General features: G+C 71.8%; 17 protein-coding genes. 13 read left to right on the forward strand and 4 right to left on the reverse strand.

What is annotated here, in order from left to right:
• The first annotated feature begins 49 nt into the window (after positions 1 to 49).
• A complete protein-coding gene (locus RUR49_RS01690) occupies positions 50 to 2,209 on the forward strand; it encodes a cellulase family glycosylhydrolase (protein WP_409144597.1) in 2,160 nt (719 codons plus the stop codon).
• A gap of 102 nt (positions 2,210 to 2,311) precedes the next feature.
• Here RUR49_RS01690 and RUR49_RS01695 read toward each other — a convergent pair whose 3' ends face one another.
• Together RUR49_RS01695 and RUR49_RS01700 are read right to left on the reverse strand one after the other, a co-directional pair.
• Positions 2,312 to 4,531: a molybdopterin cofactor-binding domain-containing protein gene (locus RUR49_RS01695; RefSeq protein WP_409144598.1), complete on the reverse strand. Its 2,220-nt coding sequence runs from the start codon at positions 4,529 to 4,531 to the stop codon at positions 2,312 to 2,314.
• 11 nt (positions 4,532 to 4,542) lie between these two features.
• The gene (locus RUR49_RS01700) at positions 4,543 to 4,998 is read right to left on the reverse strand and encodes a (2Fe-2S)-binding protein (protein WP_409144599.1); all 456 of its coding nucleotides are present in this window, start codon (positions 4,996 to 4,998) and stop codon (positions 4,543 to 4,545) included.
• Positions 4,999 to 5,299: 301 nt separating this feature from the next.
• Here RUR49_RS01700 and RUR49_RS01705 point away from each other — a divergent pair, with 301 nt between their 5' ends.
• Entirely contained in the window at positions 5,300 to 6,208 is a 909-nt protein-coding gene (locus RUR49_RS01705; protein ID WP_409144600.1) for a helix-turn-helix domain-containing protein, read from the forward strand.
• A gap of 10 nt (positions 6,209 to 6,218) precedes the next feature.
• On the opposite strand, the gene RUR49_RS01710 is transcribed toward RUR49_RS01705, so the two are convergent.
• Positions 6,219 to 7,520 carry a diguanylate cyclase domain-containing protein gene (locus tag RUR49_RS01710; protein ID WP_409144601.1) on the reverse strand — a complete coding sequence of 434 codons (1,302 nt, stop codon included), beginning with the start codon at positions 7,518 to 7,520 and terminating at the stop codon, positions 6,219 to 6,221.
• 137 nt (positions 7,521 to 7,657) lie between these two features.
• Positions 7,658 to 8,551, reverse strand: a complete 894-nt coding sequence (locus tag RUR49_RS01715; RefSeq protein WP_409144602.1) for a DMT family transporter — start codon at positions 8,549 to 8,551, stop codon at positions 7,658 to 7,660.
• Positions 8,552 to 8,953: 402 nt separating this feature from the next.
• On the opposite strand from RUR49_RS01715, the gene RUR49_RS01720 reads away from it, so the two are divergent.
• The 11 genes from RUR49_RS01720 (at position 8,954) to RUR49_RS01770 (ending at position 20,256) form a co-directional block, all read left to right on the forward strand.
• Complete coding sequence (locus RUR49_RS01720; RefSeq protein WP_409144603.1) at positions 8,954 to 10,159, forward strand: pyridoxal phosphate-dependent aminotransferase; 1,206 nt, start codon at positions 8,954 to 8,956, stop codon at positions 10,157 to 10,159.
• Positions 10,160 to 10,230: 71 nt separating this feature from the next.
• Entirely contained in the window at positions 10,231 to 11,013 is a 783-nt protein-coding gene (locus RUR49_RS01725; RefSeq protein WP_409144604.1) for an SDR family oxidoreductase, read from the forward strand.
• Positions 11,014 to 11,024: 11 nt separating this feature from the next.
• Complete coding sequence (locus RUR49_RS01730) at positions 11,025 to 11,906, forward strand: alpha/beta fold hydrolase (protein ID WP_409144605.1); 882 nt, start codon at positions 11,025 to 11,027, stop codon at positions 11,904 to 11,906.
• Complete coding sequence (locus tag RUR49_RS01735) at positions 11,903 to 13,162, forward strand: M20 family metallo-hydrolase (RefSeq protein WP_409144606.1); 1,260 nt, start codon at positions 11,903 to 11,905, stop codon at positions 13,160 to 13,162. Before RUR49_RS01730 ends, RUR49_RS01735 begins: the two co-directional genes overlap by 4 nt.
• A complete protein-coding gene (locus RUR49_RS01740) occupies positions 13,155 to 13,976 on the forward strand; it encodes an ABC transporter ATP-binding protein (RefSeq protein WP_409144607.1) in 822 nt (273 codons plus the stop codon). Before RUR49_RS01735 ends, RUR49_RS01740 begins: the two co-directional genes overlap by 8 nt.
• Complete coding sequence (locus tag RUR49_RS01745; RefSeq protein ID WP_409144608.1) at positions 13,966 to 14,769, forward strand: ABC transporter permease; 804 nt, start codon at positions 13,966 to 13,968, stop codon at positions 14,767 to 14,769. Before RUR49_RS01740 ends, RUR49_RS01745 begins: the two co-directional genes overlap by 11 nt.
• A 64-nt stretch (positions 14,770 to 14,833) precedes the next feature.
• The gene (locus RUR49_RS01750; protein WP_409144609.1) at positions 14,834 to 15,838 is read left to right on the forward strand and encodes an ABC transporter substrate-binding protein; all 1,005 of its coding nucleotides are present in this window, start codon (positions 14,834 to 14,836) and stop codon (positions 15,836 to 15,838) included.
• 566 nt (positions 15,839 to 16,404) lie between these two features.
• Complete coding sequence (locus RUR49_RS01755; RefSeq protein WP_409144610.1) at positions 16,405 to 17,340, forward strand: ABC transporter substrate-binding protein; 936 nt, start codon at positions 16,405 to 16,407, stop codon at positions 17,338 to 17,340.
• Positions 17,337 to 18,539 carry an NAD(P)/FAD-dependent oxidoreductase gene (locus tag RUR49_RS01760; protein ID WP_409144611.1) on the forward strand — a complete coding sequence of 401 codons (1,203 nt, stop codon included), beginning with the start codon at positions 17,337 to 17,339 and terminating at the stop codon, positions 18,537 to 18,539. Before RUR49_RS01755 ends, RUR49_RS01760 begins: the two co-directional genes overlap by 4 nt.
• Positions 18,536 to 18,784: a (2Fe-2S)-binding protein gene (locus RUR49_RS01765; protein ID WP_409144612.1), complete on the forward strand. Its 249-nt coding sequence runs from the start codon at positions 18,536 to 18,538 to the stop codon at positions 18,782 to 18,784. Before RUR49_RS01760 ends, RUR49_RS01765 begins: the two co-directional genes overlap by 4 nt.
• A complete protein-coding gene (locus tag RUR49_RS01770) occupies positions 18,781 to 20,256 on the forward strand; it encodes an NAD(P)/FAD-dependent oxidoreductase (protein ID WP_409144613.1) in 1,476 nt (491 codons plus the stop codon). The genes RUR49_RS01765 and RUR49_RS01770 overlap by 4 nt, the downstream gene beginning before the upstream one ends.
• Positions 20,257 to 20,290 lie beyond the last annotated feature (34 nt).

The raw sequence follows: 20,290 nt of genomic DNA on the forward strand, positions 1-20,290 counted from the left end.
TGAATGGCGCACGCCGGCAAGTAACCCATGACGCTGACGAGGTTCAATCTTGGGTTATTCTATAACATTCGCCGTCGACGATCGCTGGTCCACCGGGTTCGTCGGGTCGATGTCGATCACCAACACGGGCGACCGGGCCGCCAACGGGTGGACGGTCGGCTTCGATGCTCCGTTCGATATTACGAACATCTGGAACGGCACGCTCGTCAGCCGCGACGACGACCGTTACACGGTCAGCGCCCCGGACTGGGCGAGCCGCCTCGCCCCCGGCGAGACCGTCACCTTCGGCTTCGAGAGCGCCCACACCGGCCCGATCGGCGAGCCCGCCGGCCTGACCGTCAATGGCGAGACCGTCGTGGTTGAGGATGCCCCGCCGGCGATCTCGGTCGAGGATGCGCTGATCGTCGACGGCGCCGACGGCGTCTCCGTCGCGTCGTTCACGGTGTCGCTGTCGGCGCCGTCGGACGAGACGGTGAAGGTCGGCTTCGCCACCGAGGGCGGCAGCGCCATCCTCGGCCACGACTATCTCTCGACCGCCGGCACGCTCACCTTCGCGCCGGGCGAGACCGAGAAGACGGTTCTCGTCACGCCCTCGGCCGAGGACCTCGACGTGCTGTCGCTGACCCTCGCCGGCCCCGTCGGCGCGACGATCGCCGACGCCTACGCGATCGCTGCCGCCGCCGGAGACAAGGCCGCGGCGACCGGCCCCCTGGCGACGCAACCGACCGTCTCGATCGGCGACGCCAGCGTCGTCGAGCGCGACGTCGTCGGCACCACCGGACCCGTCGGCGCCCTCTCCACCGAGGGCAACCGCATCGTCGACGAGGCCGGCAACACGGTGAAGATCGCCGGCGTCAACTGGTTCGGCCTCGAGTCCGGCCGCTTCGCGCCGGACGGGCTGCATGCCCGCAATCTCGAGGACATGATGGACCAGATGGGGGAGCTCGGCTTCAACACCATCCGGCTGCCGTTCTCCCAGGACCTGTTCGACGGGGCGATGCCGAGCGGCATCAACTACGATCTCAATCCGGAGCTCCGCGGCCTCACCGGCCTCGAGATCATGGACCGCGTCATCGAATACGCCGGCGAGATCGGCCTCAAGGTGATCCTCGACCACCACCGCCCGACCGCCGGCGCCGGCGCCTCGGAAAACGGGCTCTGGTACGACGCGAAGCACAGCGAGGCCGACTGGATCGACACCTGGAAGATGCTCGCCGACCGCTACGCCGGCGACACCGCGGTGATCGGTGCCGACCTGCACAACGAGCCGCACGCCGCCTCCTGGGGCGGCGGCGGGGCGAAGGACTGGGCGGCCGCCGCCGAGCGCGCCGGCGACGCCATCCACTCCGTCAACAAGGACTGGCTGATCTTCGTCGAGGGCGTCGCCAACGAGGACGGCGACTACTACTGGTGGGGCGGCAACCTCAAGGGCGTCGCCGAGCGGCCGATCGACCTCAAGCAGGACGGCAAGGTCGTCTACTCGCCGCACGACTACCCGAACTCGATCTACGAGCAGCCGTGGTTCTCCGACAAGGATTTCCCGGACAACCTGACCGCCAAGTTCAAGGAGTTCTGGGGCTACATCCACGAGCAGAAGATCGGCCCGGTGATGCTCGGCGAGTTCGGCAGCCGCCTCACCGACCCGAAGGACATCGCCTGGTTCGAGAAGATCACCGCCTACCTGTCGGGCGACTTCGACGCCGACGGCGACCGCGACGCCGGCGCCAGGGATCCCGGCATCAGCTGGACGTGGTGGTCGTGGAACCCCAACTCCGGCGACACCGGTGGCATCCTCAAGGACGACTGGACGAGCGTGCATGAGAACAAGCTCGAGGGCCTGAAGGACCTGATGTTCGACTGGCCCGACGGCACGAAGCCGCAGAAGTCGAAGGCCGAGTTCGACGTGACGCTGTCGCATGCCAGCGACGAGAAGGTGAAGGTCGACTACAAGATCGTCGGCGAGACGGCCGACGGCGACGACTTCGTCGTCAAGACCGGGCGGGTGAAGTTCGCGCCGGGCGAGACGGAGAAGACCATCAAGGTCGGCATCCTCGGCGACCTGAAGGTCGAGGGCGACGAGACCTTCCGCGTCGTGCTCAGGGCACCGAAGAACGTCGAGATCGAGGACGGCCGCGGCATCGGCACCATCATCGACAACGACGGCCGCACCGCCATCAAGGTGCAGCAGGCCCTCGAATTCGAGCTCTGAGCGGAGCACCGCGAACAAGCAGAAACGGGCGGGCCATCGCGGCCCGCCCGTTCTTGTTTCAGCAGGAAGGCGGACCGATCGGCCCGCCCGTCCCTCCCAGCCTCAGCCGACCGTGCCCAGGTCGAAGGGCAGCGAGCGCAGGCGCTTGCCGGTCGCCTGGAACACCGCGTTGCCGATCGCCGGCGCGAGTAGCGGCACCGCCGGCTCGCCGATGCCGGACGGCGGCGCGTCGACCTTGGCGATGTGCACCTCGACCTTCGGCATCTCCGACATGCGGGTCGGCTCGAAGCCGTCGAAGTTCGACTGGTCGACGATGCCGTCGGTCAGCGTGATGGCGTTGCGCAGCACCGAGGACAGCGCGAAGCCGACGGAGCCTTCCACCTGCGCCGCGATGATGTCGGGGTTCACCGCGATGCCGCAGTCGACGGCGGCGACGATGCGATCGACCTTGATGTCCGCCCCGTCCACCGTCACCTCGGCGACCATGGCGACCCGCGTGCCGAAGCTCTCGTGCACGGCGATGCCGCGGCCCTTGCCGGCCGGCATCGGCTTGCCCCAGTCGCCCTTCTCGGCGGCGAGCTTCAGGACGTCCGCCATGCGCGGATGCTCGGAGAGGAGCTCCAGGCGGAACTCGACGGCGTCGCGACCGGCCATGGTCGCGAGTTCGTCCATCATCGTCTCCATCACCTGGGCGGTGTGGGTGTTGCCGACCGAGCGCCACCACAGAACCGGCACCTCGGAGGTCGGGTTGTAGGCCTCGACCGCGAAGTGCGGGATCTTGTAGGGGCTGTCCTTGACGCCCTCGACGCTGGTGTCGTCGACGCCGTCGTGCACCACCATCTGCTCCATGGCGGTGCCGAGGAAGATCGACTTGCCGATCACCTTGTGGCGCCAGCCGGCGATCTTGCCGTCCGCCGTCACGCCGGCCTCGACCGCGTGCAGGAACATCGGCCGGTAGTAGCCGCCCTTGATGTCGTCCTCGCGCGTCCACACCAGTTGGACCGGGTCCCTCCGGCCGAACGCCTTGGCGACCGCCGCGAGCTCGAAGGTCCAGTCGGCGTTCGGCACGGCGCGCCGGCCGAAGCTGCCGCCGGAGATCAGGATGTTGATCTTCACCTGCTCCGGCTTGATGCCGAGGACGGCCGAGGTGACATAGAGGTCGATGCTCGGGAACTGGCTGCCGGACCAGATCTCCGCCCCTTCGTCGGTCAGCTGGATGACGCCGTTCATCGGCTCCATCGGCGCGTGGGCGAGGTAGGGGAAGGTGAACTCGGCCGTCGTCGTCTTGGCCGCCCCGGCGATGCCCGCCGCCGCGTCGCCGCGGGTGTCGGCGGGAAGCCCGGTCTTCTTCAGCTCCTCGCGGTAGCTCGCGAAGATCGCGTCGGTCGAGCGCGTCTCGGCCTTGGCGTCATCCCACTCGACGGTGAGCGCCTCGCGGCCCTTCATCGCCGACCAGGTGTCCTTCGCGATGACCGCGACGCCGGTCGGGATCTGCACGACGTCGACGACGCCGGCAACCGCCTTCGCCGCCGTGGCGTCGAACGACTTCACGATGCCGCCGAAGCGGTCCGGCCGGCGGATCACCGCCACCAGCATGCCCGGCCGGCGGATGTCGAGGCCGTAGACCGCCGTGCCGTTCGTCTTCGCAAAGCTGTCGAGGCGGGGCAGGCGCGTGCCGATCAGCGTCCACTGGTCGGGCGTCTTCAGGGCCGGATCGGCGGGCACGGCCTCGGCCATCGCGGCGCCGGCGAGGTCGCCGAAGGTCGCCGTCTTGCCGGACGCATGGGTGAGCGTGCCCTTCGCGACGGTGATCTCGCCGGCCGGAACGTTCCACTGCTTGGCCGCGGCGGCGACCAGCATGGCGCGGGCGGCAGCGCCGACCTTGCGCATCTGCGTCCACGAGTTGGCGGTCGAGGTCGAGCCGCCGGTGCCCATGTAGGTGCCGAAGAACAGGTTCGCGTAGAGGGCGGGGTTGGCGGGCGCCATCTCGTAGCGCATCTGGCCCCAGTCGGCGTCGAGCTCCTCGGCGACGAGCGTGCTGAGGCCGGTGGTGATGCCCTGGCCCATCTCGAAGTGCTTGATCAGCACCGTGACGGTGTTGTCGGGTGCGATCTTCAGGAAGACGTTGGGCTCGAAGATGCCGGCCGGCGGGCCGCCAGCGGCCGCCTCCTGGGCGAGCGGGCCGCGGCCGAGCGGCACGAAGGTCGCCAGCACGAAGGCGCCGGTAACGGTCGCGGCACCCTTCAGGAAGTCGCGGCGGGAGGCGCCACGGGTGGCGGGGCGGGGCATCAGCGGATTGACGGGCAGGTCGGTGCGAAGCATGGCCGTTCTCCTCACGCGAGCTTGCCGGCGGCGTCGTGGATCGCCGCCCGGATGCGCTGGTAGGTGCCGCAGCGGCAGATATTGCCGTCCATGGCCGCGTCGATGTCGTCGTCAGTCGGCTTGGTGTTCTCGGACAGCAGCGCGATCGCCGACATGATCTGGCCGGACTGGCAGTAGCCGCACTGCACGACGTCGAGTTCGCGCCAGGAGGCCTGCACCGCCTCGGCGACCTTGCCGTTCGCCCCCTCGATGGTGACGATCTGGCCGCCGGCGGCGTCGCCAACGGGGGTCTGACAGGAGCGGACGGCGGTGCCGTCGAGGTGGACGGTGCAGGCGCCGCAGAGCGCCTGGCCGCAGCCGAACTTGGTGCCGGTCATGGCGAGCGTGTCGCGCAGCGCCCAGAGCAGCGGCATGTCGGGTGGCACGTCCAGCTCGTGCGCGACGCCGTTGACGGTAAGCGTGATCATCGGAAGGCTCCCTGAAGCAGGGTGGACGGGGTGCCGCGCCCGCACGGCGGGGGGTCGATGCGGGCGGCACGACAAGGGCCGCTGCTGCCACGGCAGCGCCGAAACGGCGCGCTCTGGCGGAGCAGCTGACGAACCAACCTTCACATGGTTGCTGCCCGTCCGTCTTTCACCTTCCGTGGAACCATTGCAAAATCCCCGGCGCGTCATACCTCCTCCCGTTACGGGCCTCGGCCGGGGGGCGAGGGTGGGGACGACGATGCAGGACGACGGTCGATTGCATCTCTTGCGCGCTGAGGTCCCGGTGACCCCGGATGCCGTCCGCGCCGGCGAGATCCCGAACAGTTGCGGCGTGGAGGGCGAGTGCGCCGTCCCGCTCGACGTGCAGTGCGAGGAGATCATCGCCGACTGGCCGCTCGCCCGCGTCGTCATCCGTCGGGAATCGGTGGATCGCGAGCGGTCGTGGAACGCCGTCAAGCGCGACCACACGGTGATGGTCAACCTCGGAAGTGGTGGCGGACGCTTCGCCATCGAGGTGGGCGACGTCAGCGCCCTCTACACACCGGCGACCGGCGACCTGTCGATCCTGCCGGCCGGCCGCACCTTCGTCGGCATGTTCCAGGGCCGCACCCTCGACTATGCCGTCTGGATGATGCCGGCGGCGACGATGGACCGTCTCGCCGCCGAGGCGGGGCTCGCTGTCCCCGTCGAATTCGGCGTGCGGTTGTCGCACCGCGACGAGTTCCTCTACCGCACCCTCGAGCGCCTCGCCGTCCTCGCCCGCTCCGCCGACCCGGCGGCGGCCACCGTCGCCGACGGCCTCAACCGTGCCGTCGCGCTGCATCTCGCGACCGTCTACGACGGCGTCGCCGCAGCGCCGGCGGCCGGCCTGCCCGACGAGACCGCCGCCGCCCTGATCGACTATGTCGAGGCGCGGCTGTCGGCCAAGATCAGTGTCGAGGAACTGGCGGCGGTGGCCGGCCTCACGCCGCATTCCCTGCTCGCCGCCTTCCGCGCCCGCTTCGGGCGCTCTCCGCTGCAATATGTCATCGACCAGCGGCTCGCCCGCGCCCGCCGCCTGCTCTCGGAGACCCCCCGCCCGATCGCCGAGATCGCCTACGAGGTCGGGCTCTCCAGCCAGAGCCACCTGACCAACCTGTTCCGCTCCCGCTTCGGCGTGACGCCGGCAGCCTACCGCCGCGCGCCGCGCTGAGACCGTAGGCTCAGCGGGCGATGATGGCGCGGCCGCGGCCGCCGTCCTTGGCGCGGTAGAGGGCGCGGTCCGCCGCGCGCAGCAGGCGATCGGCCTCGAGCCCCTCGACCTCTGTCAGGGATACGCCGACGCTGAGACCGATCCGCACCGGCACGCCGGCACAGTCGACCGGCTCGTCGAGGGTGGCGGCGAGCCGCGCGGCCAGCGCGGCCGCGGCCGGCGCGCCTTCGCTCTCCCGGGCGGCGCGCAGCACGACGAACTCGTCGCCGCCGATGCGCGCCACCGTGTCCTCGTCCCGCACCGCCGCCTTCAGGCGCTCGGCGACGGTCTTGAGGACGGTGTCGCCGGCCTCGTGGCCGAGACGGTCGTTGACCTCCTTGAAGCGGTCGAGGTCGAGCCAGAACAGCGCGAAGTGCGCGCCGGTGCGCCGGCAGCGGGCGATCTCCAGGTGCAGCCGGTCGCGGAACAGGGTGCGGTTGGCGAGACCGGTGAGCGGGTCATGCAGGGCCGCGTGCTCGAGCCGCGCCTCGGTCGCCTTGCGGTGCGAGACGTCCCGCACCGAGACGACGTAGCCATCCGGTTGGCCGGACGCGCCGTCACGGGTGAGGCGGATGTGCGCCTCCATCCACACCCAGCGACCGTCCCGGTGACGCTGGCGATGCTCCGTCGTTGCGTGCTCGATGCGCCCGGCGCGGATGTCGGCCATCACCCGGGCGAACGTCTCGGCGTCGTCGGGATGGGTGATCTCGAGCGCCCGCCGCCCGGTCATCTCCTCCGGCTCGTAGCCGAGGAGGGTACGCACCCCCGGCGAGATGTAGAGGCGCACACCGTCGAGGGTGCCGCGGACCAGGGTGTCGGTGGAGTGCTCGGCGATCATCCGGAAGAAGTCCGCCTGCTGCCGCGCCGCCACCGCCCGGGCCTCCGCCTCCACCAAGGCCGCAGCGAGGCTGGCGAGTTCGACGAGCCGGGCGCGGTCCTCGGCAGTCAACCGGCGCGGTCGCGGATCGGCGAGGCAGAGCGCGACGGCGCCTCGATCGTCCTCCGCACCGATCGGCGCACAGGCGACGAGCCCCGACGAGCCATGCCCCGCGAGCCATGCCTCGGTCGCAGCGTCCTCGACGACGAGGCAGCCGGCGTCGAGGTCGACATCGCCGCGCTGCCATCGCTCGATGAGGGGCAGGCAGGCCCGCGCCGCCCCTGCCGGCGTTGCGCCGTCGCGGTGCACGGTCGCGTCAGCGACCCCGAACAGCGCCTTCGCGGTTCGGCAGAGCGCCTCGAAGGGCGACAACGAAAGGGCTTCGTGATCGGACAAGGCGCGGTCTCGACGACGGAACGTGGCAACCCGGGGACGTGAGCACGGGAGGGAGCGGACCAGCAGAATTCAGGCGTGTGAGTCGGCGGCGCGGGGAGGCGGCAGACCGAGGAGATAGCAGACCGCCGCGCCTAACCCTAGCGTGCCGGCCCGGCCGAGCGGCGGGCCATCAGCACCACGAAGGCGACGGCGAACGCGAACGCCCACGTCACCGGGCCGACGGTCTCGCCGAGGATCAGCGCCGCCAGCGCGATGGTGACGAAGGTCTGCATCAGCTGCACCTGTGCAACCCGCGCCACCCCGCCGATCGCCATGCCGGCGTTCCAGAAGAAGAAGCCGATGAAGACGGAGAACAGCGCCGTGTAGAGCAGCCCGAGCACCGCCGGGACTGGCGCGTCGAGGTACTCGGGTCGCCAGATGATCGCACAGACGGTGACGGTCAGCGGCGTCGTCAGCACCAGCGCCCACGAGATCGATTCCCAGCCGCTCACCCACGGCGCGATGCGGGCGTAGTGGGCGTAGCCGATCGCCGCCGAGGCGCCTGCTAGGACGAAGAAGACGTCGCCCCAGCCCGGCACCGTCTCGGCGTCGCGCACCGCCATCGCGATCACCAGCACGGCCCCGAGCGTGCTCCACGCCCAGAACGCCCGCCGCGGCCGCTCGCCGTTGATGACGACGGCGGCGATCGCGGTGGCGAGCGGCAGGAGCCCGAGCACGATGGCGCCGTGGGCCGCTGGCACGGTCTGCAGGGCGAAGGCGGAGAAGGCCGGGAAGCCGATCACCGTGCCGGCGGCGGCGATCGCCAGCGAGCCGCGGGCGACGCGCGGCGGAAACGGCCGGCGAAACAGGAGAAGCAGCAGCGCCGCCGGCACGGCTGCGATCGCCGCGCGGCCGAGCGCGATGAACCACGGGTCGAAGGCCTGGAGCGCCAGGCTCGTCATCGGCAGCGTGCCGCCGAACATCACCACGCCGACGAAGCCGAGACCGAGCCCGAGCAACTGTCTGAGCCCGTCGCTCCTCGGAGGCTTCATGTGTCGGATCCACTCGTCGTCGAAGGCGTGCCGACGCCTCTGGTTCGGGCCGGCCGCCGGGGCGCCGCGACCGGCGTCGCCGGGCCGCGCGCAAGGTCGCGCACAATGGTGGAGGACCGCGCCGCTGTCGAATGGGCGGGGCCACCTGCCGCTTCGTTCGACCGTCGCCGGCTTCGCCCCGCCCTGCCGGCATGCCAGCGCCAATGGAGGCTTCGACGCGCTGGCGGCACCGCACGCCGCGGACCTCGTCGCGCAACGCGTGGCTCAGCCCGGACTGCGGCGCGACCCGCGACAGCCTGACCCCATCAACCGCATTGACAGGGACGGGACCGGATGAAAACTTGGCATGCGGAGAGGCATTCTTGGTATGCCTGACCTTCCCCACCTGCCGCGGAGGACGACGTGACGGCTGCGATCCCGACCCGCGCGGCACCCTCCGGATCGGAGCACAGCGCCCCCGACGAGCCCGTCCCGGTCGCCGGCTTCGAGCAGCGCAACCGCCATTTCGACCGGCTGGTCGCCACGCCCGGCCTCAGGTGGATGGGGCAGAACACCAACCACATGCCGGCCCACCCGGACGTGGTGCTGGCGATGCACGCCTCGATCGCCGCCGGCGAGTACCAGATCTACGCGCCGCCCTCGGGCCTCGAGGCGCTCAGGGCCGGCATCGTCGCCGACCTCGGCCTGCCCGGCGCCGTCGCCCATGTCACCGATGGGGCGGTCTCCGCGCTCTACCACATCGTCCGCACGCTGCTGTCGCCCGGCGACGAGCTCGTCACCACCGACCCGACGTGGAAGTGGCCGGTGAACTTCGCCACCGAGGCCGGCGCAACGGTCCGCCAGATCCCGATCTACGGCGCCGAACATGGCTACCGGCTGTCGCCGGAGCGGCTCGCCGAGGCGATCGGCCCGCAGACCCGCCTCGTCTACCTCGTCGACCCGAACAACCCGCTCGGCACCGCCGCGACCGCGGAAGAGATCGAGGGCTTCGTGGACGTGCTGCGCGCCCGCGGCATCTACCTCATCCACGACTGCACCTACCGCGACTTCGCCTGGGACCACCACCTCGCCGCCCGGCTCTATCCCGAGCGCACCATCACCACCTACTCGTTCTCGAAGTGGCTCGGCCTCGCCGGCCTGCGCGTGGGCGCGATGGTGGGCGATCCCGGGCTGATCGCGCGCCTCGCCGCCGCCCCGCCGAACAACCTCGGCTCCAGCCTGATCGCCCAGCGCGCCGCCGTCGCCGGCCTCGCCATCAAGGCGGAGTGGTTCCCCGCCGTGCTGGCGGCGAACCGCGAGAACCAGCGCCGCATTATCGAGGCCGCCGAGAGCCTGCCGGGCCTGTCGGTGCCGATCCCGCGCTCGAACGGTAACTTCCTCGTCGTCGAGACGGCCGAGGACGCCCCGTCGCCGGAGGCGATCTGCGCCGCGCTCGCCCGCCGCAACATCCTGATCCGCCAGGGCGCCTACCACACGCCGGCCTTCGGCCACCGCTTCGTCAAGATCTCGACCAGCGTGCCGGCCGCCTGGGCGGATGCGCTGATCGAGGCGCTGCCGGCCGCCCTCGACGAGGCCCGCAAGGCCCCCGCCGGCGGCAAGCTGTTCTGACCGCAGACCCGCGGCGCCTCCCGCCGCGGCCCACCCAAGAGACCGGCAGCAAGCCGACGGAGAGCTGATCGATGGATCTCGGACTGACGGGACGGCGCGTGCTGATCACCGGCGCGTCGCAAGGCATCGGCGAGGGCCTCGCCCGGGCGTTCGCCGAGGAGGGCTCAGACCTCCACCTCGTCGCCCGCGCCGGCGACCGCCTCGCCACGCTGCGCGAGGAGATCGTCGCCGCCTATCCCGTCACGGTCACCATCCAGCCGCTCGACCTCACCGAGGACGGCGCCGTCGAGGCCGTCGTCGCTGCTGCCGGCGACATCGACATCCTCGTCAACAACGCCGGTACCATCCCGAGCGGCAACCTCGCCGACGTCGACGAGGCGCGCTGGCGCCAGGGCTGGGAGCTCAAGGTCTTCGGCTACATCAACCTCTGCCGGGCCTACTACGCCCGCATGAAGGCGAAGGGCGCCGGCGTCATCGTCAACAACATCGGCAACGGCGGCGAGATCTTCGATCCCGAGTACATCGCCGGCACCACCGGCAACGCCAGCCTGATGGCCTTCACCCGCGCCCTCGGCGGCTACAGCCTCGACGACGGCGTCCGCGTCGTCGGCGTCAATCCCGGCCCGGTCGACACCGACCGCATCTATGCGATGCTGAAGAAGCGGGCGAAGTCCTGGCTCGGCGACGAGGCGCGCTTCGGCGAACTCGTCGAGCGCTATCCGCTGAAGCGGCCGGCGACGGTGCGCGAGATCGCCGACCTCGTGCTCTTCCTCGCCTCCGACCGCTCGGCCTACACGACGGGCACCATCATCACCGTCGACGGCGGCATCTCCTCCCGCCGCTCGATCATCTGAGGGAGCAGCCCGTGCCCTTCGCCACCACCGACGACGGCGTCCGCCTCTTCTACGACAGCGTCGGCGAGGGCGTGCCGATCGTCTTCGTGCACGAGTTCGGCGGCAACCACTGGAGCTGGGAGCCGCAGGTCGCAGCCTTCGCCCGCCGCCATCGCTGCATCACCTACGCCGCCCGCGGCTATCCGCCGTCGGACATTCCCGCCGACGTGTCGTCCTATAGCCAGGCCCGCGCCGCCGACGACATCATCGCCGTCATGGACGCTGCCGGCATCGACAAGGCCCACATCGTCGGCCTGTCGATGGGCGGCTTCGCCTGCCTGCACGCCGGCCTGCGCCACCCCGGACGGCTGCTGTCGATCGTCGCCGCCGGCGCCGGCTACGGCGCCGAGAAGGCGCACGAGGCCTATTTCCAGGGCATCTCCAACACCGTCGCCGACAATTTCGAGCGCCAGGGCTCGGCCGCCTTCGCCCCCGTCTATGCCGAGGGCGCCTCGCGCGTGCAGTTCCAGGCGAAGGACCCCGCCGGCTGGCGCCTGTTCGCCGAGCGGCTCGCGAAGCACGATGCCCGCGGCGCCGCCAACACCATGCGCGGCGTGCAGGCGAAGCGGCCCTCGCTCTACGATCTCGAGGACGACTTCCGCCGCCTCGCCCTGCCGGTGCTGATCCTCGTCGGCGACGAGGACGACCACTGCCTGCAGCCGGGAATTTTCCTCAAGCGCACGATCCCGCGCTCCGGCCTCGCCGTCTTCCCGAAGACCGGCCACACGCTGAACCTCGAGGAACCCGCGCTCTTCAACACCCTCGTCGCCGAGTTCCTCGCCCAGGTCGCAGCCAACCGCTGGGGACCCCGCGACCCGCGCGCCGACCCGGCGCAGATCATGCGGACGAAATGACCGCCGCCGCCGCCCTCGCCACTGCCGATCCGGCCGCCCACGTCGATGCCGGCCGGCTGCTCGCCCGCCTCGACGCCCTCGCCCGCCACGGCGCGCGGGCGGACGGCGGCGTCGACCGGCCGGCACTCGGGGAGGCCGAGATCGCCGCCCGCGCCGAGCTCGTCGCCTGGGGCCGTGCGAGCGGCCTCGAGCCCGCCACCGACGCCCTCGCCAACCTCTTCCTGCGCCTGCCGGGCCACACCGACACGGCGCCGGTCCTCGCCGGCTCCCACATCGACAGCCAGCCGACCGGCGGCCGCTTCGACGGCACCGTCGGCGTGCTCGCGGCGCTCGCCGCCGTCGAGGCGATCCAGGCGGCCGGCATCGTGCCGAAGCGGCCGATCGAGGTGGTCGCCTGGATGAACGAGGAGGCCTGCCGCTTCGCCCCCGGCATGATGGGCTCGGAAGCCTTTGCGGGCCTCAAGACCGCCGATGAAATCTTGCCGATCACCGATGCTGCCGGCATCACCGTCGGCGAGGCCGCCGCGGCGGTGCTGGCCGCCGACGACGATGTGCCCCTGCGCCCGCTGCCGGGCACCGCCCACGCCTTCGTCGAGGCCCACATCGAGCAGGGCACCGTGCTGGAACAGGCCGGCGTTCCGCTCGGCGTCGTCACCGGCATCCAGGGTACCCGTCGCTACCGCGTCCGCGTCACCGGCGAGGCCGCCCACGCCGGCACCACCGCCCGCGCCGACCGCCGCGACGCGCTGATGGCAGCGATGCGGATGATCGCCGCGGTCGAGGACCTGACGCGGGAGGCCGCCGACACCCTCTTCACCGTCGGCCTGTTCGAGGTGAAGCCGAACGCCCCCTCCGTCATCCCGGCGGAAGCCTTCTTCTCGATCGATATCCGCCAGGCCGACGACGCCGTGCTCGACCGCCTCGGCACCGCCATCCCCGAGACGCTCGCCGCCAACGCCGGCCCCTGCGCCGTCGAGGTCCGCCAGATCGCCCACGCCCCCTCCGTCGCCTTCGACGAGGGCCTGCGCCGCACCCTCTACGACGCCGCAGCCAACCTCGCCGCGCCGGCGATCGACGTCTTCTCCGCCGCCGGCCACGACGCCCGCTCGCTTGCCCGGGTCTGCCCCACCGCCATGGTCTTCATCCCCTGCCGCGGCGGCGTCAGCCACCACCCGTCGGAGCACGCCGAAGCCGAGCACATCGTGCTCGCCGCCCGCGTTCTCGCCACCACGCTCGCGAGGCTCGCCGATGGCTGAGCCGCGCCCCACCCCGGCACCCCCGGCGGACGCCCCGGTCGTCGACGTCCGCGATGTCTCCCTCGTCTATGCCGGTGACCGCGGCGCCGCCGGCCTGCGCGCCCTCGACCGCGTCTCGCTCGCCGTCGCCAAGGGCAGCTTCGTCTCGCTCATCGGCCCCTCCGGCTGCGGCAAGAGCACGTTGCTGCGCATCGTCGCCGACCTGCTCGCCCCCACCGCCGGCACCGTCACCGTCGGCGGCGCCACCCCGAAGGCCGCCCGCCTCGCCCGCCAGATCGGCTTCGTCTTCCAGGATCCCGCCTTGCCGGAGTGGCGGCGCATCCTCGACAACGTCGTGCTGCCGCTCGAACTGCGCGGCGTCGACCGCGCCGCCCGCGAGGCGCGCGGCCGCGAGCTGATGCGCGTCGTCGGGCTCGAGGGCTTCGAGCGGTCGTGGCCGCGCCAGCTCTCCGGCGGCATGCGCCAGCGCGCCGCCATCGCCCGGGCGCTCTCCACCGAGCCGCGCGTGCTCCTGATGGACGAGCCCTTCGGCGCGCTCGACCAGATCACCCGCGACCGCCTCAACATGGAGCTCGCCGCCATCCACGAGCAGACCGGCGTCACCGTCCTCTTCGTCACCCACTCGATCCGCGAGGCGGTGCTTCTGTCCGACAAGGTGGTGGTGATGACGCCGCGGCCGGGCCGCATCACCCGCGTCATCGATGTCGACTTGCCGCGCCCGCGCCGGCTCGCGACCCGTGACGACGACGCCTTCCAGGCCCTGGTGCGCGAAGGCAACCGCGAGCTCGAGCGAGGCTATGCCGATGCCCTCTGAGCCCGTGGCCCTCGCGCGTCCGCCGCTCGCCCGCTGGTTCCCGCTGGTCTGGCCGCCGATCGTCACCTTCGTGGTGATCGTCTCGCTCTGGCAGGGCGCCGTCACCTTCTTCGAGATCCCGGTCTACGTGCTGCCCTCGCCGGTGCGCGTCTGGGAGGCGTTCTGGGCGGCGCCGACGACGCTGCTCGGCCACGCCGGCATCACGCTGTTCGAGGCGATGTCGGGCTTCGTGCTCGGCTCGGCGCTCGGCGCGCTGCTCGGCGTCGCCTTCGCCTATTCGCCGTTCATGGCGCGCGGCTTCATGCCCTACGTCATCGCCGCGAACACGATTCCGGTGGTGGCGATCGCGCCGATCATCATCATCTGGTTCGGCCACGGCCTCGGCTCGAAGATCGCCGTCACCACCTTCCTGTCGTTCTTCCCGCTCGCCCTCAACATGATGAAGGGCCTGCAGTCCTACGACCGGGTGGTGATGGACGTCTTCCACGTCGCCGCCGCGACCCCGGCCCAGCGCTTCTTCAAGATGCGGCTGCCGAGCGCGCTCCCTTATGTCTTCGTCGGTCTCAAGATCAACGTCACCTTCTCGGTGATCGGCGCCATCGTGGCGGAGTTCGTGCAGGCCGACCGCGGCCTCGGCTTCGTCATCATGACCACCTACCGGATGCTGGCGATGCCCCGCCTGTGGGCGGCGATGATCATCTCGGCGCTCATCGGCATTCTGTTCTTCGCGCTCGTCGCCCTGATCGAGCGCTTAGCGATCCCCTGGCACGCTTCCATGCGCGAGCCGCAATGACGGGGACGACAATACCGACGGGGAAGGTCCTTCCGGAAAGTCACCAGCAGAGGGGACTGCAACCATGAAGAAGTCGCTCACCACGCTCATCGCCGGCGCCGCGCTCGCCGCCGCCTTCGCCACATCCGCCGCCGCCGAGACGCTCCGCCTCGAGTGGATCATCCAGGGCCAGTTCGCCGGCCCGCTGATGGCGCTCGAGAACGGCTGGTACAAGGAGGCCGGCGTCGATATCGAACTCGTCCCGGCCGGCCCGGACATCAAGCCGGCCGTCACCGTCGCGCAAGGGTCCGACACCTTCGGCATCGGCCACCCGAACCAGATCATCGCCGCCCGCTCGAACGGCGCGCCGCTCGTCATGGTCTCGCAGTACGGCCAGAAGAGCGTCACCACCTACATCGCCCGCAAGTCGTCCGGCATCACCTCGATCAACGACATGAAGGGCCGCAGCGTCGGGCTGTGGTTCGGCGGCGACGAGCAGGAGTTCCTCGCCATGCTGGCGAAGGCCGGCATCGACCAGGGCGACGTCAAGATCGTCAGCCAGGGCTACGACATCGTCGGCTGGCTGAACGGCGACTACGAGGTGATGCAGGTCACCCTCTACAACGAGCTGCAGCAGGTCTACGCCCAGGGCATCAAGAAGGAGGACCTCGTCTTCATCGACGCCTCCGAGCAGGACCTGGCGATGGTCTCGACCGGCCTGTTCACCACCGAGGCGGTGATCACCGAGAAGCCCGAAGCCGTGCAGGCCGTCGTCGACGCGACGCTGCGCGGCTGGCAGGCGGCCTTGGCCGACCCGCAGAAGGCGGCCGAGGTGGTGGTGAAGTACAACAGCGAGCTGAAGGTCGAGGAGCAGGTCGCCCAGATCAAGGCGATGGGCGAGCTCTTCTGCACCGGCCCGACCTTGAAGGGCGAGTTCGGCATCTCGGTGCTGAAGGACTGGGAGACGGTCCAGCAGATTCTCCTCGACGCCAAGCTGATCGACGCGCCGATCGACCTGACGAAGGCCTTCACCAACGCCTTCTGGCAAAAGGCCCCGGCGGCCTACAAGACGATCCCCTGCGCGGGGTGAGCCGAGGCGGGGCGGCGGTGACCGCCGTGACGCGGGCACCTGGGTACCGGTGCGCGCGCCCTCCCCCCTTCGTGGGGGAGGTGGCGGGCGAAGCCCGCCGGAGGGGACCGCCGCGCGAACGCGCGGCGGTGCGGCAGGCTCGGCGGCGTCTTCCCTTCTCCCGGCCCTGCCGGGAGAAGGTGGCGCGAAGCGCCGGATGAGGGCGCCGCGCAAAGCGCGGCGGGCGGCAGGCGAAGACGTCCAACGCCCCACCCGCGGCGGCCCCCCCTCCCTACCCTCCCCCGCGAGGGGGGAGGGTTCGCGTCGTGGGTGGGGGAACGGATTTTCCCTGACGTCAGGGACGCCAAAAGACCTACGAAAACCCTCCCCCCTCGCGGGGGAGGTGGCCGGCGAAGCCGGTCGGAGGGGGGGAGCCACGAACTCGGCGCAGGCGGTCGTGCACCCTCCCCGCTCTGCTGCATCGCCGCACCGCCGACGGCTGACGCCGCCGGCGGCCCTCCCCGGACCGCTGACGCGGTCCGACCCTCCCACAGGGGGAGGGTCAAGCACTCGCCGGAGCCATTCCCTTGCCCCGCACCGTCCGCATCCGGCTCCTCTGGCACAAGCAGGCGCAGTTCGCCGGCTACCTGCTCGCCGAACAGCTCGGCCTCGCCCGCGCCCGCGGCGTCGAGATCGAATGCCAGGGCATCGACTTCTCCTGCGGCCCGATCGAGGCGGTGCTGACCGGGGCGGCCGAGATGGCCGTCGCGAGCCCCTCGCACATCCTCGAATGCCGGCGGCCGCGCGACCTCTCGCTGGTGCTCGCCATCCAGCAGCAGAGCCCGCTGGTCTATCCCGTCCGCCGCGACGCCGGCGTCGCGACGCTGGCCGACCTCGCCGGCCGGCGCGTCGGCGTCTGGCCGGGCGGCGAGGACCTCGAGCTCCGCTTCATGCTGGCGACCGCCGGCCTCGCCCGGGACGCGGTCACGCGCTTGCCGATGAACGACACCGTGCCGGCGTTCCTGGCCGGCGACATCGCCAGCGCCCAGATGACCGCCTATCACGAGCTCCACGAGGTCGAGGCCGCACTGGGCAAGGACGCGATCACCGTGTTCACCGCCGGAGCCCTCGGCTGTAGCCTGCTGAAGGACGGCCTCGTGGTGTCGCGGACGCTGATCGGCGAGGACCCCGCCACCGTACAGGCCGTCGTCGACGCCGTGCTGGAGGGCTGGACGATCGCCTTCGACGACCCCGACCGCGCCGTCGCCGCCTGCCTGGCGGCCCGCCCCGACATCGACGAGGCGCACCACCGCGCCCAGCTCGCCGACATCCGCGCGCTGTCGCTCACCGGCGCCACCCGCGTGCGCGGCCTCGGCTACCCCGATCCCGAGCACGTTGCCCGCGCTGCCGCGGCGATGGCTGCAGTCGGCGAGCCGGTCGACGCAGCGGTGGCCGCCGGCGTGGTCGACCTGCGCTTCTGGTCCGCCGCCCCGGCCAAGAGCCGCCGGAGCGAGTGGCCGTGAGCACCGCTCTGCCGAAGACCGCCGACGTGGTCGTCGTCGGTGGCGGCATCGTCGGCGCGGCGACGGCGCAGGCGCTCGCCCGCGCCGGGATGAAGCCGCTGGTGCTGGAGAAGGGCGCCTTCGGTGGCGCCGTCTCGGGCGCCAGCCTCGCCTGCATCTCCACCCACATGATGGACCTCGAGGAACTCAAGCTGCTCGCCTGGACGCGGGCGCGCTGGGCCGAGCTCGACGCCGAGATCGGCGGCTTCGAATACAACCGCTGCGGCCAGCTGCGCTTCATCGCCCGCGAGGCCGACATCGCCGTCGCCGAGGGCTGGATCGCCGCCGAGCGCGCCGCCGGGCTGACGCCGGAGCTCCTCGACCCCGCCGCCGTCCGCGAAATCGAGCCGGCCCTGACCGGCCCGATCCTCGCCGCCTCCTGGTCGGCGCTCGACGCCGTCGTGAACCCCTTCCTCGCCGTCCGCGCCCTGCTGGCCGATGCCCAAAGGCACGGCGCCACCGTCCGCGCCCACACGCACGTCACCGCCGTCCGCACGGACGGTGGCCGCGTCACGGGCGTCGCGACGCCCGCCGGCACCGTCGACACGCCGCATGTGGTGCTCGCCGCCGGACCGTGGGCGGCGAAGCTCGCCGCACCGCTCGGCGTGGTGCTGCCGATGCTGCCGCGCAAGGCGCAGTGCCTCGCCACCGTGCGCGTGCCGCCGGTCATCCGCCGCGTCGTCGGCGCCTGCGAGAGCGCCGGCGGCGTCGAGGCCGGCTACACCCAGATCCAGCAGGCGCGCGAGGGCCAGGTGCTGTTCAACACCGTGCTCGCCGGCGGCACGGCGCAGGCCGGCGGCGCGGACAAGAACGATGGCACCGGAGCCGCCGCCGTGACGCCTCCCCCGGTCGTGCCGCCCGTCGACCTCGCCTTCGTGCGCGATTCCGTCGAGACGCTGCTCTGGCTATTCCCCGGCCTCGCCGACATCGCGGTGCTGCGGTCGTGGGTGCGCTACGAGGCGGTGACGCCGGACAGCCGCTTCGTCGCCGGCCCGGCCGGTCCGGATGGCCTGTGGATCGCCGCCGGCGACAACGGCACCGGCTTCGTCCGCTCGCCGGCGATCGGTCGGCTGATCACCGACGGCATCCTCGAGCGCGATCCCCCGTTCGATACCGCGCTCTACCGCGCCGACCGCTTCGCCATGGCGGCGGCGGCATGAGTGCGATCGTGATCACGGTCGATGGCGACCGGCTGGAGACCCGAGCCGGCATGACGGTGGCCGCCGCCCTGATCGCCGCCGACCGGCCGGTCCTCCGCCGCAGCCCCCGCGCCGGCACGCCACGCGGCGTCCACTGCGGCATGGGCCATTGCTTCGAGTGCCTCGTCACCATCGACGGCACCCCCGCCCGCCGCGCCTGCCTCGTCGAGGTCCGCGACGGCATGGCCGTGGAGACGGGGCGGTGACCGGAGCAGCTGGACCCTTAGCCGGAGAAGGATCGATCGCGCGCGATCCTGAGACGGCAGAAGATCCAGGCCCGGAGCGGGTCTGCTGTGATGTCTGCGTCGTCGGCGCCGGTGCCGCCGGCCTTTCGGCCGCCGCCGCTGCCGCGACGAGCGGCGCCCGGGTCCTCGTTCTCGACGCCTTCCCCCGCCCGGGCGGGCAGTACTACATGCAGCCGCCGGCGGGCTCTGCCGCTTCCGTCGACGGCAACCCGCAGGTCGCCGCCGGCGCCGGCCTGATCGGCGACGCCGAACGGGCCGGCGCGCGGATCCTTTCCGGCCGCGAGGTCTGGGGCGTCTTCCCCACCGAGGCGGGCTTCACGCTCCACGCCGCCGGCGACGGCGGTGCCGTCCGCGTCACCGCCCGCACCGTCATCGTCGCCACCGGCGCCCACGACCGCGTCGTGCCCTTCCCCGGCTGGACGCTGCCCGGCGTGATGACGCCCGGCGCCGGCCAGAGGCTCGCCAAGCTCTCCGGCACGCCGCCGGGCCGCCGGACGCTGGTCGCCGGCAGCGGCGCGTTCCTGCTGCCGGTCGCGGCCTCGATCCTCAAGGCCGGCGGGCAGCTGGCGGCGGTGCTGGAGGCCGCCGACCGGCCGCTCGCCGCCGCCGCCATCGTCGCCCGTAACCCGTTGATCTGGCAGGAGTTCGCCCGCCTCGCCTGGCCGTTGATGCGGGCCCGCGTGCCCTGGTACCGCGGCGGCGTCGTCGTGGCGGCGCTCGGCGACGACCGCGTCCGCGCCGCCCGCATCGCACCGCTCGACGCCCGCGGCACGCCGGACCTGACGCGCACCTTCGAGATCGGCGATATCGACGCATTGCTCGTCGGTTACGGCTTCCGCCCGCACATCGAGCTCACCGCCGCGCTCGGCTGCGCCCACGACTTCGACGAGGCCGCCGGCGGCTGGCACTGCCGCGTCGATCCGGCCACGGCCGCGACCACCATCGCCGGCGTCTATGCCGCTGGAGAAACAGGCGGAATCGCCGGCGCCCGGCCGGCCCGGCTGTCGGGCCGCCTCGCCGGCCTCGCCGCCGCCGAAAGCCTTGGCCTATCAGACACTTCGCGCGAACGCCGCCGCCTCGTCGAGCGCCGCCGTGCGCCGGCGGCGTTCGCCACCGCCCTCAACGCCCACTTCGCGCCGCCCGCCGGCCTCGCGGCCACGATCACCGACGACACCGTGATGTGCCGTTGCGAGGACGTCACCGCCGGCGAAATCCGCGCCGCGCTCGCCGACGGCGCCGACGACGTCTTCGGCTCTAAGCTCTGGACCCGCGCCGGCATGGGCCTCTGCCAGGGCCGCGTATGCGGCTTCGGCCTCGCCCGCCTGATCGCCGCCGAACGCGACCTCGACCCAGAGGAGGTCGGCTTCAACACCCCGCGCTTGCCGCTCCGCCCGGTGAAGCTCGAGACGATGCGGGCGGCGCTGAAGGAGTGACGGGCGGCTTGTTGTCGCCTCCGGCCCAGCACAT

The sequence above is a fragment of the Pseudoxanthobacter sp. M-2 genome, assembly GCF_046156265.1.
Taxonomy (GTDB): Bacteria; Pseudomonadota; Alphaproteobacteria; order Rhizobiales; family Segnochrobactraceae; genus CAMDHY01.

Excerpts from the sequence above, each read along its gene's own strand:
- RUR49_RS01700 (WP_409144599.1), bottom strand. The coding sequence starts at position 4,998 with ATGATCACGCTTACCGTCAACGGCGTCGCGCACGAGCTGGACGTGCCA.
- RUR49_RS01750 (WP_409144609.1), top strand. The coding sequence starts at position 14,834 with ATGAAGAAGTCGCTCACCACGCTCATCGCCGGCGCCGCGCTCGCCGCC.
- RUR49_RS01765 (WP_409144612.1), top strand. The coding sequence starts at position 18,536 with ATGAGTGCGATCGTGATCACGGTCGATGGCGACCGGCTGGAGACCCGA.
- RUR49_RS01735 (WP_409144606.1), top strand. The coding sequence starts at position 11,903 with ATGACCGCCGCCGCCGCCCTCGCCACTGCCGATCCGGCCGCCCACGTC.
- RUR49_RS01725 (WP_409144604.1), top strand. The coding sequence starts at position 10,231 with ATGGATCTCGGACTGACGGGACGGCGCGTGCTGATCACCGGCGCGTCG.
- RUR49_RS01745 (WP_409144608.1), top strand. The coding sequence starts at position 13,966 with ATGCCCTCTGAGCCCGTGGCCCTCGCGCGTCCGCCGCTCGCCCGCTGG.
- RUR49_RS01740 (WP_409144607.1), top strand. The coding sequence starts at position 13,155 with ATGGCTGAGCCGCGCCCCACCCCGGCACCCCCGGCGGACGCCCCGGTC.
- RUR49_RS01695 (WP_409144598.1), bottom strand. The coding sequence starts at position 4,531 with ATGCTTCGCACCGACCTGCCCGTCAATCCGCTGATGCCCCGCCCCGCC.
- RUR49_RS01715 (WP_409144602.1), bottom strand. The coding sequence starts at position 8,551 with ATGAAGCCTCCGAGGAGCGACGGGCTCAGACAGTTGCTCGGGCTCGGT.